We start from the raw sequence: 25513 nt of genomic DNA, 5'->3' as shown, positions 1-25513 counted from the left end.
ATGACGACAGTGCAGGCCATCAGAACCTTCCTTTTCTACCTGCTGCTGTCGCTGAGCGCCTTCATCTGGGGCACGCTGAGCCTCTTCTTCGCGCCATTCATGCCGTTTCGCGCGCGCTACCGCTTCATCGTCTGGCGCTGGTGCCGGTTCGCTGTCTGGCTGGCCAAGGTGATGGTGGGTATTCGCTATGAAGTGAAAGGCGAGGAGAACATCCCGACCCAACCCTGCGTGATCCTCGCCAAGCACCAGAGCACCTGGGAGACCTTCTTCCTCTCCGGCGCTTTCGAGCCTCTCAGCCAGGTGGTCAAACGCGAGCTGCTGCGCGTTCCCTTCTTCGGCTGGGCCATGGCGCTAATGAAGCCCATCGCCATCGATCGCAGCAACCCCAAGGCGGCCCTCAAGCAGCTCGCAGCGCAAGGCGATGAGCGCCTCAAGCAAGGTGCCTGGGTACTGATCTTCCCTGAGGGCACCCGTGTGCCGGTCGGCCAGATGGGCAAATTCTCTCGCGGTGGCGCGGCCCTGGCGGTGAATGCCGGACTGCCGGTCCTTCCAGTGGCGCTCAATGCCGGCCAGTTCTGGCCGAAGGAAGGCTGGGCCAAGCGCCCGGGCACCATCCAGGTCGTGCTCGGTCCGGTCATGTATGCGGAAGGCGAGGGTCCCCGAGCCATTGCCGAATTGAATGACAGGGCGTTTGCCTGGGTGGAAGCCACTCAGCGCGAGATCGAAGGTCCGCAGACCACTGCCAAAGTCGAGCATCCGGCCTGAACTGTGGATAAGCTGTGAACAAAATTTTGGCGAATTGCCGATTTCATGGCTCAAGGCCCTGATTTACAAGGGCCTTCGTTTCACAATAAGTCTTAGCGAGAAAGTGCATAACGCTTTCTCGCCTTCCTCGTTAGCCTTTCAGATAGCGCGAATCCAGCCCGTTGAAGCACTGGATGATCCGCTCGCGCGCAACGCCTGGAAAATTCTTTTCGGTCAGCACCACCAGAACCCCTGGCTTGACCCTGCCGGAGCGCAGCTGGCGCATCATGTATGCGTTTATCTCTTCGTCAGTGATGCTTGATGCATCACCCTTGCTCTCATCCATCCAATTGCTCCTGTACGGCCTCCAGGGCCCCTGCAAGCGCTCCCAGGCTACGCCCTCTCTATGCAGGTGCGAAGCGTCCCCACCACTGGGAACGCACAGGAACGCTTGAGCCAGGCGGTATTCGACAAACAGGGGGAGAAGGGAATTTTGCAGAAGCCGGAAAGCACTGAGGGGAGCCGAAGCTCCCCTCAAATGTTTATTTCATTTTATTGTTGTTGTTTTTATCAAGTATTCGTTGTTGTTCTTCGCTCCTGGCTACTAGCGCAACCAGAAATGGCTGGTCCCAACTGGACCGAGGGCAAACGGATTTTTTTGGACGCTGATCATGTCATCGTCATTGCTGAACCAACCAGAGCGCCGCTACCTCAAGGTAGTTTTATTGTTCTTTTGCTCTAGTCACCGGGTATGGAACGACACACCCTGTCCAAAAAAATCGGTTTGCTTCTTCTCTGTGCTGTTGTTTTTGTTCTGTCAGAGTCGAAAACGTTCTTTTTGAAGCTTTTTATTGTTGTTGTGCCATATAGAATGCATGCCGCGTGCCAACTTTTACAAAACCCTTATAAATCAGAGTCTTAGCTAAATTTAGTATTTTCTAGAGCGGGTTCATTGCCCCAATCTGTTCCCTTACGACCCGTCCGGATAAGCCTCGACGGAGGGAGGGGTAACACTCCTGGTGCCAGTTCCCCGGCATAGTGTTACCCACTGTTTCTGCTAGGTAACCCGTTGCTGATAAAGGAAAAAACGCGGTGAAGGTTCATTTCGAACTTGCCGCCAGCACCGAGCGGAGCCAATCCCTAGGCTCCGTCATTTCCCCGACATCGAATACGAATTCCTGCCCACGGTACGCGCTCCGCAACCGGCAAATCTCGCCCGCACGCTCCCATCGATCCAGTCTCCGGTGATAACTCAGCCCAGGGCTTTCCGCACTCGGTGCGAAGAAAGCTGGCAACTGCCAATGCGTCTGTACCTTCGCCTCCGGAGCAGTCAGCACCAGGCGGTTGTCGACGCCGGGAAATATTCCTGCCCCGCTGTTCGCTATCCCGTCCAGGCATAGCTGCTCTGCGGCAAGGTAGAGTGTGTTGTGCGGATCGGGCGCATAAGCAAAGTGCGGGTGATATCGCGCCCAGGGCAATGCGTCGGATGGCAACTCGTCGATCTTTAGAACTTCGCCTACGCACAGCCAGCCCCAGATGATCTGCCGAGTCATCTGGCCAGGAATGAATCGCCACATTCCCTGCACGTTCTCCACAGGTCGAAATGAACCGAAGAACAAGAAGAGATCTCCGACCACCACGCCTTCGTTACGAAGATGCCCTTGGGCACTGCCACTTTGCCCAAAGACAGGCCGCCAGCCATAGGCACGCGGCAGGGCGTCGAAGCGAAGATCGGGATCAAGATGGGCGCCCCTGCAACTCCATGCTGGTTTGCCTCCCAGCTGGCTAACCAGCTCCCCAAGATTGATGCCTTCATAAGCAATGTCGCCGTATCGAACCGGCGAGCGCTCGTCCGGGATCGGCAGCGAACAGAGGCTTCCATCAGGCAGGATCGGGCTGGGAAATCCGCCTGCGGATGAATCGAAGCCCTTTCGGCTCAGGATAATGCGCAACGCACTTCCCTCGTTCGCGGCAATTTTGAAGCATCGCCTCATTAACCGTTTCGGCGATTTCTATCTGTATAGCTTCCCCCAAAAAAGAAGCCCCGGCTTTTGGCCGGGGCTCCTGGAAGGGCTTCGTTGCGTTCGTGGAGGTGGGAAAAGTAAACCGACTTTGACGCTCCCGAAAAACTGGGGTAGACAGCCGTTCGGACAAAGAAAATTTCTCCTTTGGCCAAAGTTATCCGCCCATTTCCCACCTTCGGCCAAAGTTATCCGCTCGCAAAATTGACAAAAAGTCAAGATATATGAATAGGTTACGCTAAAACGCTCAATATTCAAGGGCCCGCTAGACTCTCCCCCAAACGCTATCTGTTACCACCCTTTCGGGATACACCCCCCTAGCTGGGTAAGCACCTCCCTCGCACGCGGTGGCGTTCATCCAACGCATTGGCCGTTCACCCGTCCTGCAGTGTCTGCACATCCTCCAGACAACAAAAAACCCGCCGAAGCGGGTTCTTTGCAACGATCCGACATCCTGTCGGCACATCCGTGTTCATCGTCCTTGATTCTGAGCGACTCCTTCGCTCAGTCGATGCCTAAAGGTTACAAATGAGGCGTAAGGTTCGGTAGCAGTCGTTACCTTCACCTGATGTAAGCCATTCGCTATAGCTGTCGGCGGATCAGCCAACCGCCGCCACGTGAGGGCGGTCTGCCCAGCTGGGAGTGGGCTGGCGGACAACTCATAGCTATTGAGTGATCCTGCGAAATAGCTGTTCTGCTAGCTGCCTAGCCTCCTGCTCCTGCATTTCACTGATTGCCGGCAAGTCGACCCCCTCATCACCCGCCACGTACAACGGCCCCCCCTGGTCATCGTCGTAATCCTGGTCGGCATACAGTCCGCCATCATGATAGGCCCTCAGCGAGCTCTCCCGAAGGTCATGACCCAGCAGTTCGGATAGGAAGACCCACACCCAATTCTGAAACAGGTTGTGTTCGTCGTATTCGTCAATCAAAGCCCGCATGGCGTCGACATCGCCCAGGGAGGCGGCCTCGGTGTACCAACGCTTGGCACCCTCGAAATCGCCTTTCGCCTCGGCCTCCTGCGCAGCATCCAAGGCGAGCTCCAGTTGTGCTGCGCCATATCCAAGACGCGCGGCCTCCTGGAGATGGAAAGTTTGGCGCTCTTCCTTCGAGGTGTTCTCTTTGTATGCCAGCGCCCATTCCAGCTCGATTCCGGTCAGCTCGCGACCTTGCGCCAACAAGGAGTGCCAGTACTCGGAGCCTTCAACTTCCTCGAACTCATCTCCTCTATATAGAAGCACAAGGGCAAAGTGAGCCTTGGCATCCCCGCGCTGGGCCACCTCAGCCAAACTGTGCATGAGCAGCTCCACCTGGTCGAGATCTATACGCGGCGTGCTTTGCGCAGGCGATGCCTGCTCATCATCTTCCCAGTCCCAATCATCCTGATCGGGCCAATCCTCTCCATTCAATGACGCGAGCACCTCGTCCAGGGAAACCGCACCGAGCCGTCGGTCTTGGATGAGCTGCAACAACACAGCACCTGCCGAATCTGCGACATGCGAGTAACCAAGCTCACTCAGTCGGCCATTGAGGCAAAGGAGATGCTCAGCCGGAATTACTGGCTTGGCGTCGAGTACGGCCAGCAGGTGGTGCGAATGAAGTGCGGCACTGGACTTGAATCCGAAACACGCCGCCAGCAGCTCATGAACATGCGCGTGCCGGAACGACTGCTGGGTTGCAGACTCAAGCTGACGCTTGGCGGTGTAGGCGAGTTCTTTCATAGCCATGAAACCATCCTCGTAACCTGTCCGTATGGAGCACGCGGCACACGTTTAAGCCCCAGACGATCAGGCGTTGGAAGGTTTCAGACAGCAGGGAGGAGGGGTAACGCGCCTTTTTTAACTCGTGTGCAAGTTGGGCGGGCGCCTGCGCAAGATTCTAGCGAGCGGGAACAAGTCGAGTCCAGTACGCAGAAGGCGACCTGTGAATCGGCCCGAGTTTCTACACTCCGACGGTACTGACTAGGACAAATAGGCAGAATTGCGGGTCATGCAGCGCATCCTTGGCTACTCGTTTGACTCAAGCAACTCCATTGAACTCGACGGATCCGCGAGGCGATAGCCCATTGCCCGGTAACCGGCCTGACGTTTGCCCCACATCCGTAACAACGCTGGATGTCCGGCATCGACGAAGTCGATGATGCGGACGTCAGCCTTGCAGGCATGCTCGCGGTGCAGTCGCCCGGCATACTGCTGAAGGTTGCCCTTCCAGGAAATCGGCATGGCCAGGATCAAGGTGTCCAACGGCGGATGGTCGAAACCTTCACCGACCAGTTTGCCGGTAGCCAGGAGTACCCGTGGGGTCTCGGGTGGTAACGCTTCCAGCTCTCCAATCAGCGCAGCCCGTTGCTTCTTGGATAGCCGGCCATGCAGCGCGAACAAGTTTTCCACCCGCCCAACCAGCAGCTCCTCGATAGCTCCCAGGTGGTCGGTACGCTCCGTCAGCACCAGGATCTTCCGACCTTGCCTGAATGCCACTTCGACCGCCGCAATGATTTTGTCTGTTCGCTCTCCATCGTCAGCGAGCTGTCGGAAGACCTCCTGAATGCCGACGTTCTCGGCCACCGCCATCGGCTGACGCAACCACTGAGGCATTACCACCAGATCAACGGGAGCGCTCGCCGGCCTCGACGCAATGTGCCGGATGGGCCCGCACTGCATGAAGATAATCGGATGCTGGCCATCCCGGCGCATCGGCGTAGCGGTCAATCCGAGCACATACCTGGCGGCGGAGCTCTTTAGGATGGCTTCGAATGAAATGGCTGATAGGTGATGGCACTCGTCGACGATGATCTGTCCGTATTTTTTCACCTGCTCACTGACTTCACCCTGGCGCGACAACGACTGCATCACCGCGACATCGATGAGCCCGCTCGGCTTGGCTTTACCGCCCCCGATGGTGCCGATCATGCCCTTCTCACCACTCAGGAAAGTCTGCAAGCGCTCCTTCCATTGCTGAAGCAGCTCCATGCGATGCACCAGCACCAGCGTATTCACGCCTCGCCTGGCAATCAGCGCAGCGGCCGTCACGGTTTTCCCGAAGGCCGTCGGCGCACACAGGATTCCGGTGTCATGCTCCAGCACGGCCTTTAGGGCAGTCTCCTGATCCGGCCGCAACGTACCCGCAAAGCGGATATCGATGGGCTCACCCCGGCAACGCTCATCGTGCAGCACCAGGGCAATACCGTTTTCCTGGAGCAATTCTTGGGCGGCATTCAGGCAGCCACGCGGCAGTGCAATGTGCTTGGGAAAATTCTCGGCGCAACCAATCACGCGTGGCTTGTTCCACACTGGCAGGCGCATGGCCTGAGCCTGGTAGAACTCCGGATTTTGAAACGCCGCCAACCGGATGAGCTGATTGGCCAACGGCTGGGGCAGTTCGGACTTGTTGAAATAGACCTGATTGGCCAAGGTCGCATTCAACGCGACGGGCAGCGGACAGGTCAGTTTCCGTGACGCGGGTGCCTGCTGCTCCCAAGGCTGTCGCTCTTCATCATCACCTCCACCGATCACATCCAGGGGATGGCGGTGCCCAATGGCCCTGACTATTGCCGGCTCGATGTCGTCGCGGTACATCGGACAAATGCTCGCGAGGAAAGCCCACTGGTCGGGATAAGGCATCAGCTCCTCATCGACAAACACGCTGGCATTTCGCGCACGCGCTTGCTTCTGCAATGGCAGGGCGATCAGATTTCCGAAGCCGCCTTTCGGCATGCTGTCCTGGTTTGGAAAAAGCCGATCATAGGAGGTCAGGGCCAGCTGCCGTGTGCGTTCGCAGGTATGGCTGATGATCGCGGTACCCAGGCGACGCGCCTCAGACGCTGGTACATAGCTCGCGAAGAAAATCCAAGCATGTGCCCCCTGCCCGGAGCGTGAAATTTCCACCGCAACCGGCACCTCCAATTCTCGGCATGACTGCACGAAGGCTCGGACATCATTCCGCCAATCGGCCTCGTCGAAATCCACGGCCAGGAAGTGGCAGGTGTCATCCGGCATCAGTGGATAGACGCCAATGACGATCTCGCCGGCCAGATGCCGATACAGCACCTGGTCGCTCAGCGGTATCAGCTGACGATGCGGACACTCGCCGCATTTGATCCGGGGTTTCTCGCAAACGCCGACTCGCCACTCGTTGGCACAGGCCGGGGAATACCCCGATTTGCCCGCCTTGCTTTCCCAGCGCAGCGGAAAAACATCGGCTCTGCCCTGGAACAATCGCCTGAACAACTCCAGCTTCGCATCGGTATCCAGCCTCAGTGCTACGGGTTCGCCCACCGGGACAGAAGCCTGATTGACAGGGGCGACAGGGCCGCGCCACTGAATACCATTGGCCTCCAGCAACGCAATTAAGCGGGCGTTTTCGGCTTGTAGTTGCGTCAGCAGATCAGCGTCGCTCATAGGTCAGCCAGTAACAGTCTATGTACCTGGCGAGTTATGCACCCGACATAGCGAAAGGATCAACACCATGGGTTCCTGGGCACAGTTAGCTGTCGCTCCTGCCGGTCTCGCTCAGTACCCGCAGAATGTTGCGATGCAGCATCTCCCGCTCCACGAACACCCGCAGCGGTGAGAACCCGGGGCATCCAGGAGGGCCGGGTCGACCAATTGATCAGACAAGCTCACTGACCATGCTCCAGTTGACTAGGTCGAGATTTCTTTTTGCAGCCTTCATGTCCCGAAGCGCGAGTGCTGGTTTGGCCCGCCACAGACGACAGCGGCTGTCGTAATTCAGCTGCGAAGCAAGCTCTGCAGGTTTTTTCTTCGTATGAATGAACTCAATGGTGCCAAACCGACCACAGTCGATTTTATTTGAACGCCCAGAAGACATGAGGGTGATCCAGTTGATCGGAATCTGGGAGACCACCCCGGCATCACTCAGTGCCGTCTCCAGGCTGATGTAGTTGAACTCATTAGCCCGCAGGCGAGCCGCTGCGTGATAGAGCAGGTCGCCAAGATTTGCTTTCGCTGGCACGTAAAGATAAAGGCCGCGACAGATCCGAGCCAGTTTGCCATCCCTCGAAGCCCGGCTGAGCAACGATCGATAGGCCTCATCCGATATATCCGGCACCAAGGTACGCAAATCGGACGGGGTGAATAGGTATCGCTCAGGCGTTGCCAGGGAGGACAGACCGTCGTAGAGCCTTCTCAGTGGCTGCCGGCGGGGTGTTTGCGTCTCTTTCATGACCAAAATGATGCACAGAAAGTGGCGAATAGTGAAATTTACTGTAGACCGTCTGTGGCGGTTCTTACACAGGTCATGTCCTAGACCAAATGCCGGTTGGCGCTATCCGAAGCGAACTGGCGATTCAGGTGATTAGGTGCAATGGGTTTGATCGTGGCGGTTGCGAGAAACCGGTCACCAGCGCTCTCACCGAAAGAGGCCGGTGCTGCCAGTGGGCTTGACCATGGATGTATTCTCCCGTCCCCCCAAGGGCTGAGCCATGGTGGGTCGCCTGCTGCGCCTCACCGGAGTGCCAAGAGGTTTGGCCACTCGCATTACTGCAACAGGCGATTGAGCCTACGACTCCCTGCGACTCGGGATTAAACCGAAGGTCTCATCGTGCAAATCAAAGCCTTCTTCGAGCATGAAGTTCACCCTGCGCTTGCGGCGCAGATGAGCCAAGACGCCAAAGAAGCAGGGCTCGCAGAGCCGTACCGAGTATTGTTCGCCTTGATGTCGACCGTACTGACAGTCCGCACACAATTCTCCGAGCTGAAGCCCACCTCCCATCACTTTCTACGCCCACTCAGGCGATGGAACCTGAAGCCTTGCGAATTTGCTCACATGCCAGCTCAGCCTGATCAGCAATCAACTGTTGGGCGCTGCCAGCGGACTGTTGCGATCGACTTGAACTGCGGGATGCCCAGCGAAAAGCGTTCGTTTCGAGCCTTGGAACCTGGCCGATTAAGTCGCTCGACCACAGCGGCTCGGGGCGCCTCATAGATGGCCAGCGCCTCAAACTCAAAGTCCAGCAGCACCAGCACCACGGAGTCAAATTCTTTGGTGATGTCGATCGCACCGAGCCGCCCCTTGGCCTCGCGCAGCGATGGGACACAACGCCCCTTAATCTGCACCCGCCACGTAGCGCCGTCGCACACTTCAGTGGCGTCATAACCTGCTTGGCGTGCGGCCGTGAGCTCCAGGCCCAGCAGGCGGGCCGCCTCAAACTCGGCCACTTCGCCGGTGATGCCCAGTGGCTTGTTCGTTAGCGCGCGGTAGCGTTGCGCCAGGATTTTTGCCTGGCCAAGCAACTCCATAATTTCAGGACGGCTCACTGGTTCGCCTCCCATGCCAGGGGTGGCCCCAGGTAGGTGCCACTTAACAGCATACGATCAAAGGAATAGACGTGGGCATGCGGACTATTCCCACACCGCCCCACCAGTGGGTATTGATGATCGGGCCTGCCAGGCCTGAGCTCAACGGCTCCTCCGCATAGCGCGCATTCGGCCTGGAAGCGCACCAGCCGTGTCCATTGCCCATCCTCCTGCCGATGCATTTCCAACTCGCACGGATCTTCCATCAATCCAATGACCCAAGCCGGCGCTTTCACGACACGGTCGTCGATCAGTTGAAAGAAGGGTTGATACACCTGACGCCATACCAGCCAGGAAACGACGAATAGAAAGGCAAGGCTCACGATCTGTTTCAACTCGATCGTGGTGGTGCCATACACCAACGACAGCAGAAGCAGTAACGGTACCGCCGCCGTGACCAGCGCTCCGAGAAAAATGACGCCAAACAAGAATGCTAATCCGCGCCAGCTGCGGTTCTTGAGCTCTTTATTAAGGAAGGGGCGGACGAGAAAAAACGGTTTGATGCCGTTGATTGACGAGCGGACGTAACGGATCGACCAGGCAGGTGCCCCTGCTGCGATTGCTGGCGCTGTATCTTCTTCACCGGTTGTCGTCACCAACTGAAGACGGTAGGTACTCGGGTTGCCACGCCCACCACGACTCCTGTAAAGCAATTCGACCCGCTCGGAATGAGCCGCCAACACCCGCTGAAGCTGACTGATGTGCGGCACCCATTTTTTAGGATCAGTCTCCTCGGCTTTGCTAGCGGGTAGGCACCCGTAAACAATCTGCCGGCGTTCGAAATCAGCACACTCCACGCCACGCCGAAGCGCATCAAGCGTCTTCCCCACCAGGAATAAAACGATTTCCGCCGGCTTTCCATCGGATGGCGCCACCTCCAGGCCCTTTTTGACGACTTCCAGTTCAGTCAGCAAATCCAAGGCTCGAACCTCCATTTCTTAAACCATCGAGCGCCGTAGGATAACGGCGGATAACCGTTTCCACCCCCTTTATGACTCCTTTCCGTGCGGTGGTCGCAGCAGATTGAAGGCCCTGACCATCCAAAGGAGTCACCCATGAACGACCAAAATCGGCTGGACGAGCCGCCGCAAAAGCCACGCTTTGATGCCTTCATGGAGCTGTCCCCCGCAGCGCCTTGGAACCAACGTTTGCGCATCCTCGGCGAGGTTATCGATGTGCACCAGCAGTCGACTGGATCGGTACTCGTTCACTACGCGGGCAGTAACCCCACCATCCAGACTTTGCTGGCGACCCTCTGCAAAATCTATCGAGGTCATGCGGAGTCCAAACCGGGGCCTTGGTACTTCCATGCACAACTTCAACCCAATCTTCGTATGGCCCTACTGGCGCTTCAAGACAAGGCCCCGAACCAAATCGTGAAGGACATACGGCGGTCTATCGGCGAGTGACCACGACGGCGCGGCGACTACGGAATCGATGCCGGATTACACGCTACAGCTCAACTTCCCTCGGGTGAAGAATGGCATCGATTCCCACTATGGCAGCCTGAAGCTTCTGCCTGAGCAGGGGTAATTCCGACGCCGTTACTGCATGAGGCCGGTCAGCCATATCCAGAAGTACCGACAGGGCCAGGTCGGAATGCTTGACCAAGGCCACCAGATGCTCGCCTCGCGGCCCATTGGTTCCGGCAAGCCAGTTCTTGACCGTTCTCTCTTTCGCATTCGTCCAACGCATTAGAGTCTTCGTGGCCTGGTGAGTCGTCCCGAGTTCCGTGCGCAAAGCCTTGGCGATGTAGAGCGCGTATTGCTCCGCGTCGAGAAAAGTTTTGCCCGTTTTCGTCAACATTTTTCCGTCCCCTGTCTTCTACCTTTTTAGAACCATTCCAGCGGCTAGCGGCCCATGACCACTCTTTCAGTTGCGCTGGGTAGCGGTTCACCAGGCTGGGGCAATGCTGATGCGAACACTCGTGGGCTCCGGTGTAGATCAACCCGCAGATAACGCGACGCTGGCGGCGGCGTATGTGCGGATGTCCACGGAACACCAGCAGTATTCAACCGAGAACCAGCTCGACACGATTCGGCTGTATGCCGCGACTCACGCCTTGGAAATCGTCAAGGTCTATACCGACGCGGGTAAAAGCGGTCTGCGTCTGGAGGGGCGTGATGCGCTGAAGCAGCTGTTCAACGACGTCGAGAATGGGCGAGCCAATTACTCCACAATCCTGGTTTATGACGTGAGTCGCTGGGGGCGCTTCCAGGATCCTGACCTGAGCGCCAGCTATGAGGTGCGCTGCCGTCAGGCAGGGGTTTCGGTTCAGTACTGCGCCGAGCAATTCAGCAATGATGGTTCTCCGGTCTCTAACATCATTAAGAGTTTGAAGCGGATGATGGCGGGGGAATACAGCCGGGAACTGTCGGTGAAGGTGTTCGCTGGGCAGTCCCGACTTATCGAATTGGGGTACCGGCAAGGTGGCCCAGCCGGATTTGGCCTAAGGCGTCAGCTGATCGACGCAACTGGAGCACGCAAGAAGCAGCTAGGTCAGGGGGAGCACAAGAGCATCCAGACTGACCGCGTCATCCTGGTGCCCGGGCCCAAGGAGGAAGTGGAGGCCGTTCAGTGGATCTATCGGCTCTTCGTCGAGGAGGGCAGAAGCGAAAGCGAAATCGCTGACTGGTTGAATTCTCGCGGTGTAGTCACTGACCACTGCCGGCCTTGGACAAGGGGCACCGTTCACCAGGTACTGATCAATGAAAAGTACATCGGGAACAACGTTTGGAATCGCAGCTCGTTCAAGCTAAAGCAGCAACGCACGCGCAATAGTCCGGAACATTGGGTTCGGGCGGACGGGGCCTTTGACCCCATAGTGAACGCCATCCTGTTCCGCGCCGCCCAAGAGATCATCCAGGCACGCTCCTATCGTATGCCCGATGACGAGATGCTCGGGTTGCTCAAACAGATTTACCAGCGCCATGGCTATCTATCCGGATTGCTCATCGATGAGTCAGAGAGGTGTCCTTCGAGCAGTGCATACCAGCATCGGTTCGGCAGCTTGCTCCGCTGCTATGCACTGATCGGCTACACCCCGGAACGCGACTACCAATACATAGAGGCCAACCGGCGCCTTCGCCAGATGCACCCGGTGCTCCTCCAGCAAACGATCACGAAGATTGCCGAAGTGGGGGGTGGCGTGATCGTAGATCCGGCGACAGACCTAATGACGGTCAATCAGGAGCTGCTGATCTCACTGGTGTTATGCCGTTGCCAGGTATCACTGGCCGGCACCAAGCGCTGGATGATTCGCATCGACCTAGGCCTGGGCCCGGACATCAGCGTTGCGGTGAGGATGGCCGAAGGGGAGGAGTCCGCCCTGGACTACTACATCCTGCCCACCGTAGAAATGACGACACCACACCTGCGGCTCGCCGAAAGTAATCCGTCGAGCTTGGAGATATACCGGTTCGACACCCTGGACATCCTGGCGGAGCTGTCGCGCCGCTCTGCGTATCGGAGGGCAGCATGACGGCAATCCCCACTCACCGCAAAGCGGCGCTACATGTCGCCGAGGAATCCGCCATCCGCCTGATTCCCCTTGAGCGAATCCGTGTGCTCAATCCTCGAGCGCGTAACAGGCAGATTTTCGCCAAGCTAGTGGAGAACATCGCCGCCATCGGGCTGAAGCGGCCCATCACTGTAACGCCCAGCGCCGACGGCCTCGGGGAAACATTTGAGATCGTGTGTGGCCAGGGACGTTTCGAAGCGTTTCAGGCGCTAGGCGAAACAAAAATTCCCTGCATTGTCGTAAGCGCCAGCGAAGCGGATCGGTATCTCATCAGCCTGGTGGAGAATCTGGCGCGAAGAAAACACTCCAACCGGGATCTGTTGTACTCCATTCAGGTGCTGTCAGATCGCGGCTACACCAATCGGCAAATCGCGAGCAAAACCTCCCTCGATGTTAGCTACGTCAACGGCATTCTCTTGCTCTTGCGCAATGGAGAGGAGCGGTTGATCGCCGCCGTAGAGAAGGGCTGGCTACCCATAACGGTAGCGACCGAAATCGCTCGCTCGAACGACAGCGAGCTCCAGCAAGCGATGGTCGAGGCATATGAATCAGGCGTGCTGAAAGGCGATCAGCTGATCCGGGTTCGTCGGCTTATCGACCGACGCAAAGCCGTGGGCAAACGCTATGGCCAGCAACCAAACGCGGAGCGCCTGACCACGCCGCAGAAGCTGCTCAATGCTTATCAGTCAGAAGTCCGCCGGCAAAAGGTCATGATCAAGAAGGCCGACATCAATGAGCAACGACTGCTCATCATCGTCACAGCCATGCGCCAACTCCTGGCTGATGACTACTTTTGCACGTTGCTGCGTACCGAAGACTTCCTGGACATGCCCAAGCCGTTGGCAGACCGCATCCACGGGGAGGTTTCGTAATGGGCCAGGTCAAGCAGGCGTTCGAACAACGGGTCATCGCCATTCCGCTGGAGCGAATCCTGCCCACACGCAAGCTCGACAAAGGGATTCACGACAGCAAGAAATTCTCGACCATCCTCACCTCAATCCGGGAGCTAGGGGTGATCGAACCCTTGGCGGTGCATCCTCAGCCGGTCATTTCTGGTGGTGTGTCCTCCTACATCCTGCTGGACGGTCATCTTCGACTCGAGGCCTTGAAGTCCTTGGGCGGAACCGAAGCGTTATGCCTGATTTCGACGGATGACGAAGGGTTCACCTACAACCGACAGATCAATCGGTTAACCCCGATTCAAGAACACAAGATGATCCTGGCTGCCTTGAAAAAGGGGATTGAGCCCGCTCGCATCGCCCAGGTACTAGGGGTCAATGTAGATCGCATCCATGCTCGCCAGAACCTGTTGGACGGCATAGCCCCCGAAGTCGTTGAGCTGCTCAAGGTCAAGATGGTTGCCCATGACGTGTTTCGGGTGCTGCGGAAGATGAAGCCCATGCGGCAAATTGAAACGGCCGAGATGATGATCTCGGCCAACTGCTTCACCCACAACTACGCACGCATGGTGTTGGCTGCCACGCGGCCAGAAATGCTCCGAGAAAAGAAAAAGAAACCAACCGGCGACATCAGCTCTGTCGACATTGCCCGCATGGAGCGGGAAATGGAGAACCTCCAGCATGACTACAAGCAAGTGGAGGACACGCTGGGAGAGACCATGCTGGTCTTGGTGGTTGCCAAAGGGTACCTGGCGCGAGTGCTACGTAACGAGGCAATCGCTGGTTACCTGCAGCGCCACCATTCGGATCTGCTGGAAGAGCTGGTTTCCATAATGGAAGCTGTGAGCTCTGATGCCCGTCACCTGGCGAGGGAATAGGCCTACGCCCCCTGGGCCTCGGATATACGCTCCCGAAGCCGCTGCCAGTGAGGTTTCAGCTGCTTCCTAATAGCGGGTGAATCCATGATTTTTTGCTGCCCTGTAACCATAGGAAATGAAATTTCTTCTCCCTAGGTACAAGTACCTTTTGTAGAGCTTTGCGCAGAAAGCCCTTTTTTATCCTAACAAGCATGGCTGGTAGCAGAGGGGCGATCCTTCGAATTTGTGAGGGCCTTCCGCTGCTGGTGCTGCTCTAGCTGCAAGGAGCTTTGCAGGGTCAGAACTCAGACCAACGACCAACGACCAACGACCAACGACCAACGACCAAGAATTGTTGCCCCAGAAAACCTCTTTCCGAGGACAGCTTTTCCTCGAACCAAGGATGAGAGCCTCGAAGGGCGTGAGCAGGAGATCTTGCAGGCGGTGGTGGAGCTACGCCCTGGCAATGGGGCGTAGGGATACTAATGACCTGGTAGGAGTAGACGCTGCGAACACCGGGTAGCGAGGCAGCAGAAAGCACAGAGGGGAGCCGAAGCTCCCCTCTCAAGATCATTGCGTGCGTTGTTGTTCTTCTTGATCGATCTGTTGTTGTTTTTAGCGACCGGGCGCGTTGCGCCAGTCTTGGCCAACCCGACGCGGGGTCGAAGGCAAACAGATTTTTTTGGACGCTGGCCTTGCCATTGTCATGAACTGAACCAACCAGTGCATGTGCTACCTTCAGGTAGTTTTATTCTGTTGCGCTGGTCGCCGGGGCCCGAAACGGCCCACCCTCTCCAAAAAAATCGGTTTGCGTCCGCTCTGTCGTCTTGTTCTTGTTGTGCCAGAGTCGAAGCGATGTTCTTGTGGCTATTGTTTTTGTTGTGCGCTCGATAAAGCACAGTTCATGCCAAAAATAAAAAATACATATTTTTCAATGTCTTGCTGAAATGCACTGCCAACACGGCAGACGACGCCCGCTGGTTTTTGTTCCCATCTCACCCGGCCTGCTACGGCAGCGCGAACGCCCCGTAACACCGGCGGCGAAATGACGATCACGCTGGCTGGCGTTTCCGGGTGGGGGTCACCCGCACCCTGGCGGGAGCTCAATCTGCTGATCCAGCACGTCATCCGGCGCCCGCACCAGGGGGTCAAGCCAGTCGGCCTTCGCCCGTGCCCAGTCGAGGTAGTGCTGCTGCTCGCCTGACAGGCCGCCCGCTTGCACGGCGAAGCGTTCGATGGCGTGCAGATAGGCGCGAATGCCGATGGCGCGCCGCCAGGCCCGGGCATCGCGCTCCAACTGCCGGAGACGCTTATGCTCGGCGTCCTGCCGTGCCTTCTGGGCCAGGGCTTCCTCGCGCTGGCGCCGCCGCTCCGCTTCAGCCTGCGCGCGCGCTTCCTGTTCAACCAGGGTCTTCACGGCCCAGCGCCCCATCGCCACGATCAGCCGATTGAGCTGCGCCTCTACCGGCGCCCGCGTGCTATCCGTGATGCGCCCGGCATACCCATACGCCGCCTGGAGAGTTAGCTTGCCCGTTGCCACATACTGCCACTCGGGGAGGTAGACCCGTTCGCCACGTGCCAGCTTGGCCTGCTCCTTCGCCGTGGGTACGTACTTGCGGCGCGTGGTGCTCTCGTTCAACTGCAGCCCCATCGCCACCCCCAGCAGCTCGACTTCGGTGCGGTGATCGCTGACGCGCACCCTATAGCCGCGTTGTTCCAGCGCCTTAATGAGCACGTCCATCAACCGCAAGGCACGCGGCTGCATGGCCTCGGACACCTTGACGTCGAGGGCCCTGACGCTCGGACGCGGCAAATCCCGCCGATCGCGAAAGGGTTTTTCGAGCGCCGCGCGCAACTGCGCCACCAGCACGTGCGGGCGCGTGAGCCGGGCCGCGACCTGGATCTGATGCGCCGGATCTTCTTCATACCTCAGCATCGCTTGTAGGCGCGGCTCCCCGCTCAGATCTGGTTCACTGGGCTGCGCCGCCACGAACCGCCGCAACAGCCGGGGCGAGCCGGTAAAGGGCGGGAGCGCAGGGGCCTCGGGGACACGGTGGCCGGCGCGCTGTTTGGCCCAATAACCACGCCCTGGGGTGGGAATCTGCAGGCGCGCGCAGAGCTTCTTCAGGCCAACATCGGACAAGCCGTGGCGCGGCGCGACGGCCTGGAGGGGCGCTGACCAAACCTCGCGGAACAGCGCTTCACGGTCATAGGTGATGAACATCGCGACCTCCGTCGGGAAACAGTGAGCGAAGGTTGAGGCTAGCCCGCGAACCACGATTGAACCGTAGACGGGTTAAGCGCAGCGCGGTTCGGCTCTGTGCCACCCAAAAAATAAAATTGAAATAAAGGAAAATAATGCTAAATTAAGAAAAACTAAGGAACTCAACCATGACTGTCCAATACCTCCATGCCGCCGATGGCACCCCGCTGTTCGCCGTGCTGCCGATCGACCAGTACCGGCAACTGCTCAACGGGCAAGGCACGGTGCCGGTCACTGCGCCGCTGCTCTCGGCCGATGGCCGCTATGTCAGCCTGCCCCATGGTGGCTCCGACGCCAAGCTGGACGTCGTGCAGTTGATTGAACATTGGCTCGCCGGCATTGAATCCAAGACCCTTGAGGCTCACATGGCCATCAACTCGCGCGCGCAAACCCTCGATCGCTTCCCGCCGGAACAGCAGCGCTGCACCCTGGATCCGCTGGTGCGCACGCAGTTTCTGCAGTCCGACGGCTACCGCAACACCATGCAAGTGACCACCGAGGTGGTCGACGCCCTGGTCGCCACGGGGGTGTTCAGCCGCTGCAGCAAGCTCTACGCGGGGTTGTTCAGCCGTAGCGTCAAGGCGCTGGAGATCGACCCGGTCAAAGCCCAGGCCTTCCTTGAGGAACACTCGTCGGCGAGGCGGGCGAAAAAGTAACCCCAGCTCGGCTGTTCGGTCGCCATTCGCTTGCCCACCCGTTTCCACCACGCTGCTTTGAGGAGACTCGCGATGCTCGATGGCACCGTCTTGAACCTGATCGCCGACGACCTGCAGGCCCAAGCCACTGCCGTGCGGGGCGCCCGCATTGCCGCCAGTCACCAGGTCAACGTGCCGTTGGCCACTATCCCTCAAGGCAATCCTGAGCAGACCTTGCAGGCCCTTGAGCAGTGGGCGGGGCGAGGCAAGTCGACCACGCCGTACCTGTACCAGTTCTCCGTTGCCGACCACGCGTTAGTACCGGTGCTGCACGCGGCCTTTACCGAGGCTAAAACCAGTCGACGCGGTCAACGGGCCTATGCACGCCAGCAAGCGCCGTCGGCCACGCTGTATGTCGGGAGCTCGTTGGCGTTGCTCGACCGGGTCAAACAGCACCTGGGCTATGGCCCTCAAGGAACCTATGCCCTGCAGCTGTGCCATTGGTTACCGACGGCACTGCCGGGCAGTCTGGAACTGCACGCGTGGCGCTTTGCGCCGGATACACCGCCCTCCATTATCCAGGCCATCGAGGACAGTCTTTGGCGCCGGCTGCGACCGATGTTTGGCCGCCAAGGGGCACGCTAACGAACGCCGATTCGACTATTCCCGGTGGTCTTGGAGGCGTTACCGCGAGGCCGGAAACCGGCCGGCGCGAACTCGACGGATCGGTGCCTTCGGTTTACAATTTTCAACTCTTTATTAAATTTATAAACCGACAGGAGGACAGCATGATTGGCGAACGCCTCAAGCGCGCACGTGCCGCCGCTGGCCTGTCGATGCAAGCCCTGGGGCAGCAGGTTGGCGTCAGTGCCAACATGGTCAAGAAATACGAGCACGATGAAAGCATGCCCAGCTCGGGCATCCTCATTCGCCTGAGCAAGGCCTTGTCCGTGCGCGTTGAATACTTCTTCCGGCCGGTGAAAGTGGAGCTGCAAGGGGTGGAATACCGCAAGCGCTCCAATACGCCACAAAGCCTCCTCAAGCAGATCGAGGCCGATGTCCTCGACCAGGCCGAGCGCTGGCAAGAACTGGCCAACCTGTGGCCAACATTCCCCGTCCAACAATTCGCGGTGCCCGCGTGGCTCCCCGCTCGGATCGACAACCTGGAGCAAGTCGATGAGCAGGCCGATCGACTACGGGCCGCCTGGGAGTTGGGCCTCAACCCCATTCCCGACCTCATTGATGTCCTGGAGTCCCACGGCATCCTGGTGATCATTACCCAGGTGGATGTGCAGGCGAAGTTCGACGGCCTGCAGGCCAGCGTGGCCGGCAAGCCAGTCATCGTCATCTCTGCCAACTGGCCTGGCGACCGCCAACGCTTCACCTTGGCTCACGAACTCGGGCACCTGCTGCTCCATGGACGCCTGGCCGACACCCTAGATGAAGAGAAAGCCTGTCACCGCTTTGCCTCGGCACTCCTGCTCCCGGCCAGCGCCATCCGCCAACAACTGGGCCCGAAGCGCCATATGCTGGAAGTGCGGGAGTTGTATCTGCTGAAGCTGGAGTACGGCATCAGCATGCAAAGCTGCCTGTACCGCGCGGCGGATCTCGGGATCATTCCCCCGTCGACGCGCGAACGCCTGTTCATGGTGTTTGGCAAACAAGGGTGGCGCAAGCGTGAACCTGGCGAGCCGTATCGCCAGGAAAGCACCCTGCTGTTCCAGCAATTGGTTTATCGGGCCCTGGGCGAAGGCATCGTTGGCGAGTCCAAAGCTGCCGAACTGTTAGGTGTTCCGGTGTTCCAGTTCCATCAGGCGCGTAAGCTGGAGTTGCTGGATGCGGTTGCTCATCAGTGATGCCAACATCCTGATCGATCTGGAAGAAGGGCAGCTCCTCGAGCAGCTGTTCCAGCTCCCTTACCAATTCAGTGTTCCCGATATCTTGTACGCCGAAGAACTGGAGGATCAGCACAGCCACCTCTTGGACAGGGGACTCAGGTTAGGCGAACTGAATCCGACCTCGATGCGCTATGCCTTGGAGCTCACGGCCCGCGTGGCCGGCCCAAGCCGCAACGACTGTTTTGCATTGGCCTTGGCCCGACAGGAGCAGTGTCCACTGCTTTCCGGTGACCTAGCGCTACGGAAAACGGCAGAGCGCGAGGCAGTTGAGGTCAGAGGCACCGTCTGGGTGGTGGAAGAACTGATCCATCACCAGATCATCAGTATCGACATGGCCCGAGCCGCCTATGAACGCATGCGCGCCAATGCACGACGGCTACCATGGGAGCAGGCGCTCCGCCGCCTCGACCTGATGGCACATGCTTAGGTCGCTGCATCCCCTCTAGCGGGTAGTGCCCAGTCGGGGGGACTCATGTCGATCTATTACGGCTTGGCGACCTGAACCAAGCCGAAACTCTCATCGGGTACGTCACGGTCTTCCTCGAACATGAAACTCACCATGCGCTGGCGGCGAAGATCGGCCAAGACGCCAAAGAAGCACGGTTCGCAGAGCATTACCGAATAGCGCTGGCCTTGGTGCTCACCGCTCCGCCAGTCAGCCCACAGTTCTCCGAATTGCCGCCCTGGAGCTGACCCCAAACGGCCGCCACAGACTTGACACTCCGCTCGCTCGGGTAGAGCAGCGCGGTCTTCCTTGCCGTGGAAGAGCTGTTCGATTTCGGCGACGCCCATCTGGTCAAAGTCGTCCGGCACGCTGATCGACCCGGCCAAGAAACCCAGTCGCGTCCCCGACGCAACCTCGGATTTACCGACCGGTATGATTTTGGCCAACGGCTGGCCACCCTGAGTAATCAGCAACGGTGTACCGCTGCCGACCTGATTGAGGAGCTGCTCCAGTTGCTGCCGCACCTGATCAAATTCGAGTGTTTGCATCGTCACCTCCATCCCCATCTCACCGCGTGAGAATTGCTACCAGTCCCCCCCCAAAAAAAAGCTTTGGCCCGTGCACGCGCGGGTCGTGACCAGCTGAGCTGCCGGCTAGACCTCAAGGATCAGGCCAGCATCAAACCCGGTGCTCTCTCCCGGATAGCCACGCGGGTTACACACCACCCGCGTCCCGGCAACGTCGTAGTTAACTGCCATGTGCACGTGGCCGTGAACCCACAGAGTGATCGGATCACCCATCAAGTCGTCCCACCGGTTCGCAAAGGCGGCGTCCAAGTGCGTCCCAGAGTGGGGGTTTCCCTGCAGTGAGCGCAGGGTAGGTGCGTGATGGGTCACTACTACGGTCGGCCCGTCATGTGACGCAGCCAAGCGAGCACGCAGCCAATCGCGGGTTTTCATCGATTGCCGACGCAGATCGTCGGGACGGATACGTCGAAAGTTGTCGGTGCGGATCTGTCGAAAGTCGTTCATCACCGACCTAGCATGCTCTGACGCTACCGGGGCGTTGCCGGTCGCGGCGAAGTCCGTCCACATCGTCGCACCGAGAAAGCGCACCCGCTCCACGATGATTTCATCGCGATCCAAGATCTGCACGTGTTGACAACTGGCCTGACGCAGCTTGAGCAAAGTCCTACCCAAGTGCCCCCCGTAGAACTCGTGGTTGCCTGGCACGTACAGCACTGGACAGGAGAAAGCTTGCCGGGCCCAGGTGATGCCGCGCACTCCGGTATCGATGTCGCCCGCTAAGATGACCACATCTGCCTCGATTGCCGCAGGTTGGAAAACCCTAAACTCGTTGTGCAGATCGGACAGCAGGTGAATGCGCATATCAAGACACCTCGTTTTTGGCTGACATCGCCCCAAGCTGGGTGGAGGCTGGAGTTGACCACCTGTATCTGGCATCTCCTGCGACTTGAGCCGAGCCATTGGAGGGGGTGGAGCGTTCAGCATCCTGGCCGTGAAGCTTTCGCCAGTTCGCCGCATACTGCCCAGCACACCGGCATTCGACGGAGTGGAGCATGACAAAGTCGACAGAGTCCGAGCTGCTGAAACTCCTATGCGGAACGTCAGGTGATCGGCTGGATCAGCTCGTACGAAACGGAATCCCGCTTGAGGCCGTCGAAAACCTGGGTCACCATGGCATTAGTGCAGTCCGCGCGGGCATCATCACGGCCCGGACGCTGCGCCAACGTCGTGCAATGGGCCAACGTCTATCGCTCGACGAAAGTGATCGACTCTATCGAGTATGTCGGCTCGTTCTCCTGGCCGAAGAGGTGTTCGCTGACCCGGCCAAAGCGACCCTCTGGTTGAGCAAATGCCAGTCTGCATTCGGCGACCGGACGCCGCTGGAAGCCGCTGCGACGACCCCCGGGTTCACTGCGGTTCAGGAACGCTTGGAGCAACTGGGTCAGGGTTTTTCCGCATGACCGCCATCTTCGGCTCCTTGGACTGCAGCCCCGGACGGGGCAGTTAGCCACAGCGCGCTATGGAACAAACACCCACCACGTATCCCATCACCGCCACCCGTGTCGTCATCGCTCGCCCCAGAAATCATCCCGGGCCACCAAGCCAAATTCATGGTCGTCCGCCAAGCCCGGCCCCTCCTCATCGAACATGTGCTGGATTCGATGTTCCTGGCGCAGGGTCGCCAACGCCAGGAAAAAACAGCGCTCGCAGAGATGCACTTTGTAGCGCCCACCATCGTGGGCAGCGCCATACCCCCAGTGCGCCTGCAACGTGCCAAATTGCTGTCCATAGCCCGGCACCCGGGTAGCGCAGCCGCACACGTCGCAATGGACGTCTGGACTGGAGTCATCAGCGGCTAATGTCATCTGCCACCTCCTAACCCACCTCATTGGAAGAGGCTGAGCACGATCGTTGCATCGGCACTCAGCCGACAGCCGTCACCAAGCAATACATAAATGGTATTGCGGGTCTCGAAGAGACCGCCCTCGGTGTACGACACCAGCAGTGTGCTGCGAACCCAGTGCCCCGGCTGAAAACGCCTACGACTGTCAAAAATAACCGTTTCAGCAAACATGAGGGCGGGGCGACGGCCTGAACTTTCGACCTCCTCCAGAGCAGCCCCGTCCAGCTGCAGATCAAGCCAGCGCCACTCCCGCACCAGGCAGTAAGGCTTATAGGGAAAGACCTGCTGCACCCAAGCGATTGCCTCAGCCTCGGTCAGGGCACAGCCCGGTAGCGGTTCACCCTTGCCATAGAAGACTTCCGCCACTCTCGACAAAAACTGGGCGATATCCATCACCACTCCCTCTTATCGGGTGCGTTGCTGAGCCCATCAAGTCCCGGGTCTAGGCAGATCTCGGTAAGGCGCTTGTGCGCAAACGGGTCGCCCGCGACGATCGGATACACGGCACCAAACAGTCGCTCTCGCTCTGCAGAATCCGCCACAAACAGGGCGGCACGCCCAACCTCCGCGTACAAACGACGAGTCACCTGAGCCCGTGCGGCCAGGAGCCTACTCTCCGTGGGGCGCATCAGCTGTGCGGTAAGTTGCCCCAGGAGTTCAGCGGCGCGCACGGCATTCAGCTCATCACCGGGATATAACAGTTGGCCCACGGCACGTGCCTGCAGCCCGAGGAACAGCAGCGTGCCTTGATCTCCTTCAGTCAATTCAAGGGACACCTGAATGCGACGCATCTGTGGCCTCCTTGTGGGCAGATCACTGTCGGGTGGTAGGCGCCGGGTAAATACCCTTCAGCAACAGCAGCACGTAGTTGGTAAACGACATGTAACCCGCGCTACCGTCGAAACTGATAATCAGGTAGCGGCTGTAACTGCTCGTCCAGAACGTCCAGTAGCCGCGATATCGCTGAATGCGTTCGATATCTGTCGTTCGAATTCGCGTCCCGTCGGCAAAGCGCTCCAAAACATCCGCATGGATCGATCCGACAGCACAGCCACACTCGACTCGAACATTGGTGAGCAAAGCCGTCATCAACCGCAGCAACTCCGGCGTATCCAAGGCTTGATTCAGGGCAGTCGATGACATCGTGGCGGCCTCGTGTGCTACTGCAGTCGCTTCGGCGTGATATGGAAGCCGCCGACAAGCACGTTCAAGAAATCATCCAAGGACTTGCGTCCGCCGGGTCGGCTAAAGGTGACCACCACATAGCGACTCTTGTTTACCGTATGGAGGATCCAGTACGGGCCTTCCTTGACCACACAGTGGATGTCAGAAGTCCGAATCCGATGGCCATCCTGAAAGCGCCCATAGCGATCCGCACGCAAATGCCGATACACAATGCCTAAGCAACAACAGGCCACGATTTGTGCGTCGGTGACGTATGCGGTAACCGACTCGGCAAAGGGATACCGCACCGCCTCGGCCAATCGACGTGCCTCGACTGCACTCAGCGGCTTCATGAAATGCCTCTGCCAACTGGCCAGCAACGGGATGCCGCGTGCGCACCATGACAGTGATTCGCCAGCCCTTGCTCGGAGCCCGCCTGGGGCACTGCCCCCCCGTCCTCGACAGAGGCAGGATCACCAGCCGCACCACCCCGTCGCCATTGCGGCTCTCGCGAAGAGACCACGTTGATCAGGGCATCAATGGAAACCAGTAACCCCCGTTGGTTACCGTCACTGTTGATCAGGGCAGTTTTTGCCAGCACCTGCCTCGTCTGTAGTGGCTTGGTCAACCAAACTGACCTGCTGCCAAGGCGCTCAGCAGCATCCGCCACAACGACATGCTGTGAAAGGAACGAGATCAGATTGGCAACAGAGATATAAACTCGCCTTCCACCTGGTTTACTTTCCGAGCGAGCCGGGAGCAGCCCCTGTTCGATCCACGCCTTGATCGTTTCGTGTTTCCAACGGGTGAGCTTGGTCAAATCGGTAATGGTCAATTCAAAGAGCCCAGCATCCTGCCTAATGCTCTTTCTGACTTCATCGGCATCGAAGCGAAAGGCGAGCAGACCCTGCATGCCGGTCGATTTCTGCACCGGTTTGAGTTGGCCGCTGAAGATTCGGCGGAAGAGATCTAAGGCCTGTTGATCGGAAAAGCGTCTGGAGCTGAGTTCGTCCAGACCGAGAGTGCTTTCGACCACCCGCTCGTCGTAATGCTGATCCAGCTGCTGCAGCAGGCCCTCGACTTCGTGCCGACGAAATTGGCCTTTGGCGAACAATGGCCGTTCACACTCAGGCATTCGCTGCAAAACACCACTTTCAATCAGTCGCTCCCGAACCCGGCGCGTGATGTTGAGCATCGCCAGCAAGTCCTTTCCGGTGATCAGCTCAGCGGCCGCCTCCTTCAATGCTTCGACCTCTCGGCGCGCGACCAGGCAGTACTCGTTGGAGCTCCCGCTGATGATCGTGCCTTTCAGTTTCTTGCAACGCACAAATGCCACTAAACGCTCGGCCGATGTGCCAAGGGCCCTGGCCGCCTCGGCTGCGGTCAGGGTTTCCTTGAACTCCAGCAACGCGGCGCCGATCTGCTTCATCTTCCGATTGATCGGCGCCTTGGCTTCCCTGAGCAGGATTCTGTAGACCATTTCGCGAAGGCCGGCATAAGCATCTGAAGCAAACGTGGCGTTCAGTTCTCGGTACCAGTCGCCCAAGCTATGCATGTAGCGACCGGACGCCAGCTCATTTGCCTTGGCTACCTGCTCCACCACAAACGCGCGAAAACGCTCTTCCAAGTTCTCGGCCAGCAGGAAACAGGCGCGGTTAATTTCGATGGCCCGATCCACGCTGATCGCCGCATTCTTTCGTTGCTTCACGGAGAGGGTCAGATTGGCCAGGAAGAGAAAGAACCGATCGACATCCGCTGGGACGCCCGCTGTAATATTCAGCCCGGTCAAAGTGGCCACATGCATTTGCGATCCGGCCAACACCCCGGAGACGAACAGATTCGCGCGATCAGCCGGTATTGCTGGGGCCGCTGCCAAATCAAACCCACACTGACAGGTACCAATCGTACCCCCGTTCAGTGCAACCGGCTCCAGACAGTCGGGGCAGGCTGCTACCAGCATAATGCGATGCTTTGAGCAGGCAGTGACCAACTCATGATGCCAGGCCTGGCGACCATAGGCCTGATGGCTCAGACATACCGGGCACACTGGCACACCATGTCGCCGCAGAAACTGCCCGCCACCCAGTGCGCCAAGTACCGTCTGAAACCTTGCCAAGCGCTCTAATAGGGGAAGCTCCAAAGAATGGCAGAGCGCGGTCGCCGCCAATTCATCCTGGGAATAAGTGGACTTGTACCTGACCCCAACCGGTCGGAGTAAGGCACTTACCGAACCGAGAAAATTCTCACCAGCGAGTCTCGCCAAATAGCTATTCAAACTCTCATCATGAAACTCTTGCTCAACCGTGAATGTCAGCATCATCCT

At 58.5% G+C, this 25513-nt stretch carries 27 protein-coding genes; 10 read left to right on the top strand and 17 right to left on the bottom strand.

All coding sequences use genetic code 11. From position 1 onward, the window contains the following. Nucleotides 1-765, top strand: coding sequence for a lysophospholipid acyltransferase family protein (locus DM872_RS22285; protein ID WP_179061467.1), 765 nt, complete (start codon nucleotides 1-3; stop codon nucleotides 763-765). Between the two features lie 130 nt (nucleotides 766-895). Here DM872_RS22285 and DM872_RS22280 read toward each other — a convergent pair whose 3' ends face one another. From DM872_RS22280 to DM872_RS22250, 7 genes are all read right to left on the bottom strand, one after another. Continuing rightward, nucleotides 896-1090, bottom strand: a complete 195-nt coding sequence (locus DM872_RS22280; RefSeq protein ID WP_179061466.1) for a hypothetical protein — start codon at nucleotides 1088-1090, stop codon at nucleotides 896-898. A 754-nt stretch (nucleotides 1091-1844) separates the two neighbouring features. Beyond that, nucleotides 1845-2696 (bottom strand): hypothetical protein, encoded by an 852-nt coding sequence (locus tag DM872_RS22275; RefSeq protein WP_179061465.1) that lies wholly within the window; start codon nucleotides 2694-2696, stop codon nucleotides 1845-1847. A 734-nt stretch (nucleotides 2697-3430) separates the two neighbouring features. Then, nucleotides 3431-4492: a hypothetical protein gene (locus DM872_RS22270; RefSeq protein WP_179061464.1), complete on the bottom strand. Its 1062-nt coding sequence runs from the start codon at nucleotides 4490-4492 to the stop codon at nucleotides 3431-3433. Between the two features lie 279 nt (nucleotides 4493-4771). Next, nucleotides 4772-7162, bottom strand: coding sequence for a TOTE conflict system archaeo-eukaryotic primase domain-containing protein (locus DM872_RS22265; protein ID WP_179061463.1), 2391 nt, complete (start codon nucleotides 7160-7162; stop codon nucleotides 4772-4774). 211 nt (nucleotides 7163-7373) lie between these two features. Continuing rightward, on the bottom strand, nucleotides 7374-7946 hold the full coding sequence (abiEi, locus tag DM872_RS22260) for a type IV toxin-antitoxin system AbiEi family antitoxin (protein WP_179061462.1): 573 nt from the start codon (nucleotides 7944-7946) through the stop codon (nucleotides 7374-7376). Between the two features lie 620 nt (nucleotides 7947-8566). Further along, nucleotides 8567-9040 (bottom strand): DUF6998 domain-containing protein, encoded by a 474-nt coding sequence (locus DM872_RS22255; protein ID WP_373273732.1) that lies wholly within the window; start codon nucleotides 9038-9040, stop codon nucleotides 8567-8569. Continuing rightward, a complete protein-coding gene (locus DM872_RS22250) occupies nucleotides 9037-9999 on the bottom strand; it encodes a hypothetical protein (RefSeq protein WP_179061461.1) in 963 nt (320 codons plus the stop codon). Before DM872_RS22250 ends, DM872_RS22255 begins: the two co-directional genes overlap by 4 nt. 135 nt (nucleotides 10000-10134) lie before the next feature. Between DM872_RS22250 and DM872_RS22245 the strand changes: the two genes are divergently transcribed. Further along, nucleotides 10135-10488 (top strand): hypothetical protein, encoded by a 354-nt coding sequence (locus DM872_RS22245; RefSeq protein WP_179061460.1) that lies wholly within the window; start codon nucleotides 10135-10137, stop codon nucleotides 10486-10488. 43 nt (nucleotides 10489-10531) lie between these two features. Here DM872_RS22245 and DM872_RS22240 read toward each other — a convergent pair whose 3' ends face one another. Then, complete coding sequence (locus DM872_RS22240; protein ID WP_179061459.1) at nucleotides 10532-10885, bottom strand: hypothetical protein; 354 nt, start codon at nucleotides 10883-10885, stop codon at nucleotides 10532-10534. Between the two features lie 109 nt (nucleotides 10886-10994). On the opposite strand from DM872_RS22240, the gene DM872_RS22235 reads away from it, so the two are divergent. From DM872_RS22235 to DM872_RS22225, 3 genes are read left to right on the top strand one after another with little or no spacing between them, the layout of a single operon-like run. Further along, on the top strand, nucleotides 10995-12560 hold the full coding sequence (locus tag DM872_RS22235) for a recombinase family protein (protein ID WP_179061585.1): 1566 nt from the start codon (nucleotides 10995-10997) through the stop codon (nucleotides 12558-12560). Next, nucleotides 12557-13471 (top strand): plasmid partitioning protein RepB C-terminal domain-containing protein, encoded by a 915-nt coding sequence (locus DM872_RS22230; protein WP_179061458.1) that lies wholly within the window; start codon nucleotides 12557-12559, stop codon nucleotides 13469-13471. Before DM872_RS22235 ends, DM872_RS22230 begins: the two co-directional genes overlap by 4 nt. Then, nucleotides 13471-14376, top strand: a complete 906-nt coding sequence (locus DM872_RS22225; RefSeq protein WP_179061457.1) for a plasmid partitioning protein RepB C-terminal domain-containing protein — start codon at nucleotides 13471-13473, stop codon at nucleotides 14374-14376. Before DM872_RS22230 ends, DM872_RS22225 begins: the two co-directional genes overlap by 1 nt. 1060 nt (nucleotides 14377-15436) lie before the next feature. Here the strand turns inward: DM872_RS22225 and DM872_RS22220 are convergent. Further along, on the bottom strand, nucleotides 15437-16579 hold the full coding sequence (locus tag DM872_RS22220) for a hypothetical protein (RefSeq protein ID WP_179061456.1): 1143 nt from the start codon (nucleotides 16577-16579) through the stop codon (nucleotides 15437-15439). A 167-nt stretch (nucleotides 16580-16746) separates the two neighbouring features. On the opposite strand from DM872_RS22220, the gene DM872_RS22215 reads away from it, so the two are divergent. The 4 genes from DM872_RS22215 (at nucleotide 16747) to DM872_RS22200 (ending at nucleotide 19578) form a co-directional block, all read left to right on the top strand. Then, nucleotides 16747-17274, top strand: a complete 528-nt coding sequence (locus tag DM872_RS22215) for a hypothetical protein (RefSeq protein WP_179061455.1) — start codon at nucleotides 16747-16749, stop codon at nucleotides 17272-17274. A gap of 72 nt (nucleotides 17275-17346) precedes the next feature. Further along, nucleotides 17347-17898, top strand: coding sequence for a GIY-YIG nuclease family protein (locus tag DM872_RS22210; RefSeq protein ID WP_179061454.1), 552 nt, complete (start codon nucleotides 17347-17349; stop codon nucleotides 17896-17898). Nucleotides 17899-18041: 143 nt separating this feature from the next. Further along, nucleotides 18042-19109 carry a helix-turn-helix domain-containing protein gene (locus DM872_RS22205; protein WP_179061453.1) on the top strand — a complete coding sequence of 356 codons (1068 nt, stop codon included), beginning with the start codon at nucleotides 18042-18044 and terminating at the stop codon, nucleotides 19107-19109. Further along, complete coding sequence (locus tag DM872_RS22200; protein WP_179061452.1) at nucleotides 19090-19578, top strand: PIN domain-containing protein; 489 nt, start codon at nucleotides 19090-19092, stop codon at nucleotides 19576-19578. The genes DM872_RS22205 and DM872_RS22200 overlap by 20 nt, the downstream gene beginning before the upstream one ends. Nucleotides 19579-19634: 56 nt before the next feature. On the opposite strand, the gene DM872_RS22195 is transcribed toward DM872_RS22200, so the two are convergent. Together DM872_RS22195 and DM872_RS22190 are read right to left on the bottom strand one after the other, a co-directional pair. Then, on the bottom strand, nucleotides 19635-20144 hold the full coding sequence (locus DM872_RS22195; protein ID WP_179061451.1) for a type II toxin-antitoxin system Phd/YefM family antitoxin: 510 nt from the start codon (nucleotides 20142-20144) through the stop codon (nucleotides 19635-19637). Between the two features lie 105 nt (nucleotides 20145-20249). Further along, nucleotides 20250-20984 (bottom strand): metallophosphoesterase, encoded by a 735-nt coding sequence (locus DM872_RS22190; protein ID WP_179061450.1) that lies wholly within the window; start codon nucleotides 20982-20984, stop codon nucleotides 20250-20252. 191 nt (nucleotides 20985-21175) lie between these two features. Between DM872_RS22190 and DM872_RS22185 the strand changes: the two genes are divergently transcribed. Next, complete coding sequence (locus tag DM872_RS22185) at nucleotides 21176-21583, top strand: antitoxin Xre/MbcA/ParS toxin-binding domain-containing protein (protein ID WP_179061449.1); 408 nt, start codon at nucleotides 21176-21178, stop codon at nucleotides 21581-21583. A gap of 105 nt (nucleotides 21584-21688) precedes the next feature. Here DM872_RS22185 and DM872_RS22180 read toward each other — a convergent pair whose 3' ends face one another. From DM872_RS22180 to DM872_RS22155, 6 genes are read right to left on the bottom strand one after another with little or no spacing between them, the layout of a single operon-like run. Further along, nucleotides 21689-21988, bottom strand: a complete 300-nt coding sequence (locus DM872_RS22180) for a hypothetical protein (RefSeq protein ID WP_179061448.1) — start codon at nucleotides 21986-21988, stop codon at nucleotides 21689-21691. A gap of 20 nt (nucleotides 21989-22008) precedes the next feature. Beyond that, nucleotides 22009-22419 (bottom strand): DUF6957 family protein, encoded by a 411-nt coding sequence (locus DM872_RS22175; protein WP_179061447.1) that lies wholly within the window; start codon nucleotides 22417-22419, stop codon nucleotides 22009-22011. Then, nucleotides 22419-22817 (bottom strand): hypothetical protein, encoded by a 399-nt coding sequence (locus DM872_RS22170; RefSeq protein WP_179061446.1) that lies wholly within the window; start codon nucleotides 22815-22817, stop codon nucleotides 22419-22421. The genes DM872_RS22175 and DM872_RS22170 overlap by 1 nt, the downstream gene beginning before the upstream one ends. Nucleotides 22818-22839: 22 nt before the next feature. Beyond that, on the bottom strand, nucleotides 22840-23169 hold the full coding sequence (locus DM872_RS22165; protein ID WP_179061445.1) for a hypothetical protein: 330 nt from the start codon (nucleotides 23167-23169) through the stop codon (nucleotides 22840-22842). Between the two features lie 17 nt (nucleotides 23170-23186). Then, the gene (locus DM872_RS22160; protein ID WP_179061444.1) at nucleotides 23187-23543 is read right to left on the bottom strand and encodes a hypothetical protein; all 357 of its coding nucleotides are present in this window, start codon (nucleotides 23541-23543) and stop codon (nucleotides 23187-23189) included. Continuing rightward, the gene (locus tag DM872_RS22155; RefSeq protein ID WP_179061443.1) at nucleotides 23540-25507 is read right to left on the bottom strand and encodes a TniQ family protein; all 1968 of its coding nucleotides are present in this window, start codon (nucleotides 25505-25507) and stop codon (nucleotides 23540-23542) included. The genes DM872_RS22160 and DM872_RS22155 overlap by 4 nt, the downstream gene beginning before the upstream one ends. Nucleotides 25508-25513: the final 6 nt, after the last annotated feature.

Origin of the sequence: Pseudomonas taiwanensis (assembly GCF_013393345.1) — a bacterium.
GTDB lineage: Bacteria > Pseudomonadota > Gammaproteobacteria > Pseudomonadales > Pseudomonadaceae > Metapseudomonas > Metapseudomonas resinovorans_C.
The sequence above is the reverse complement of the archived record's forward strand: the minus strand, read 5'-3'. Positions and strand labels throughout refer to the sequence as shown.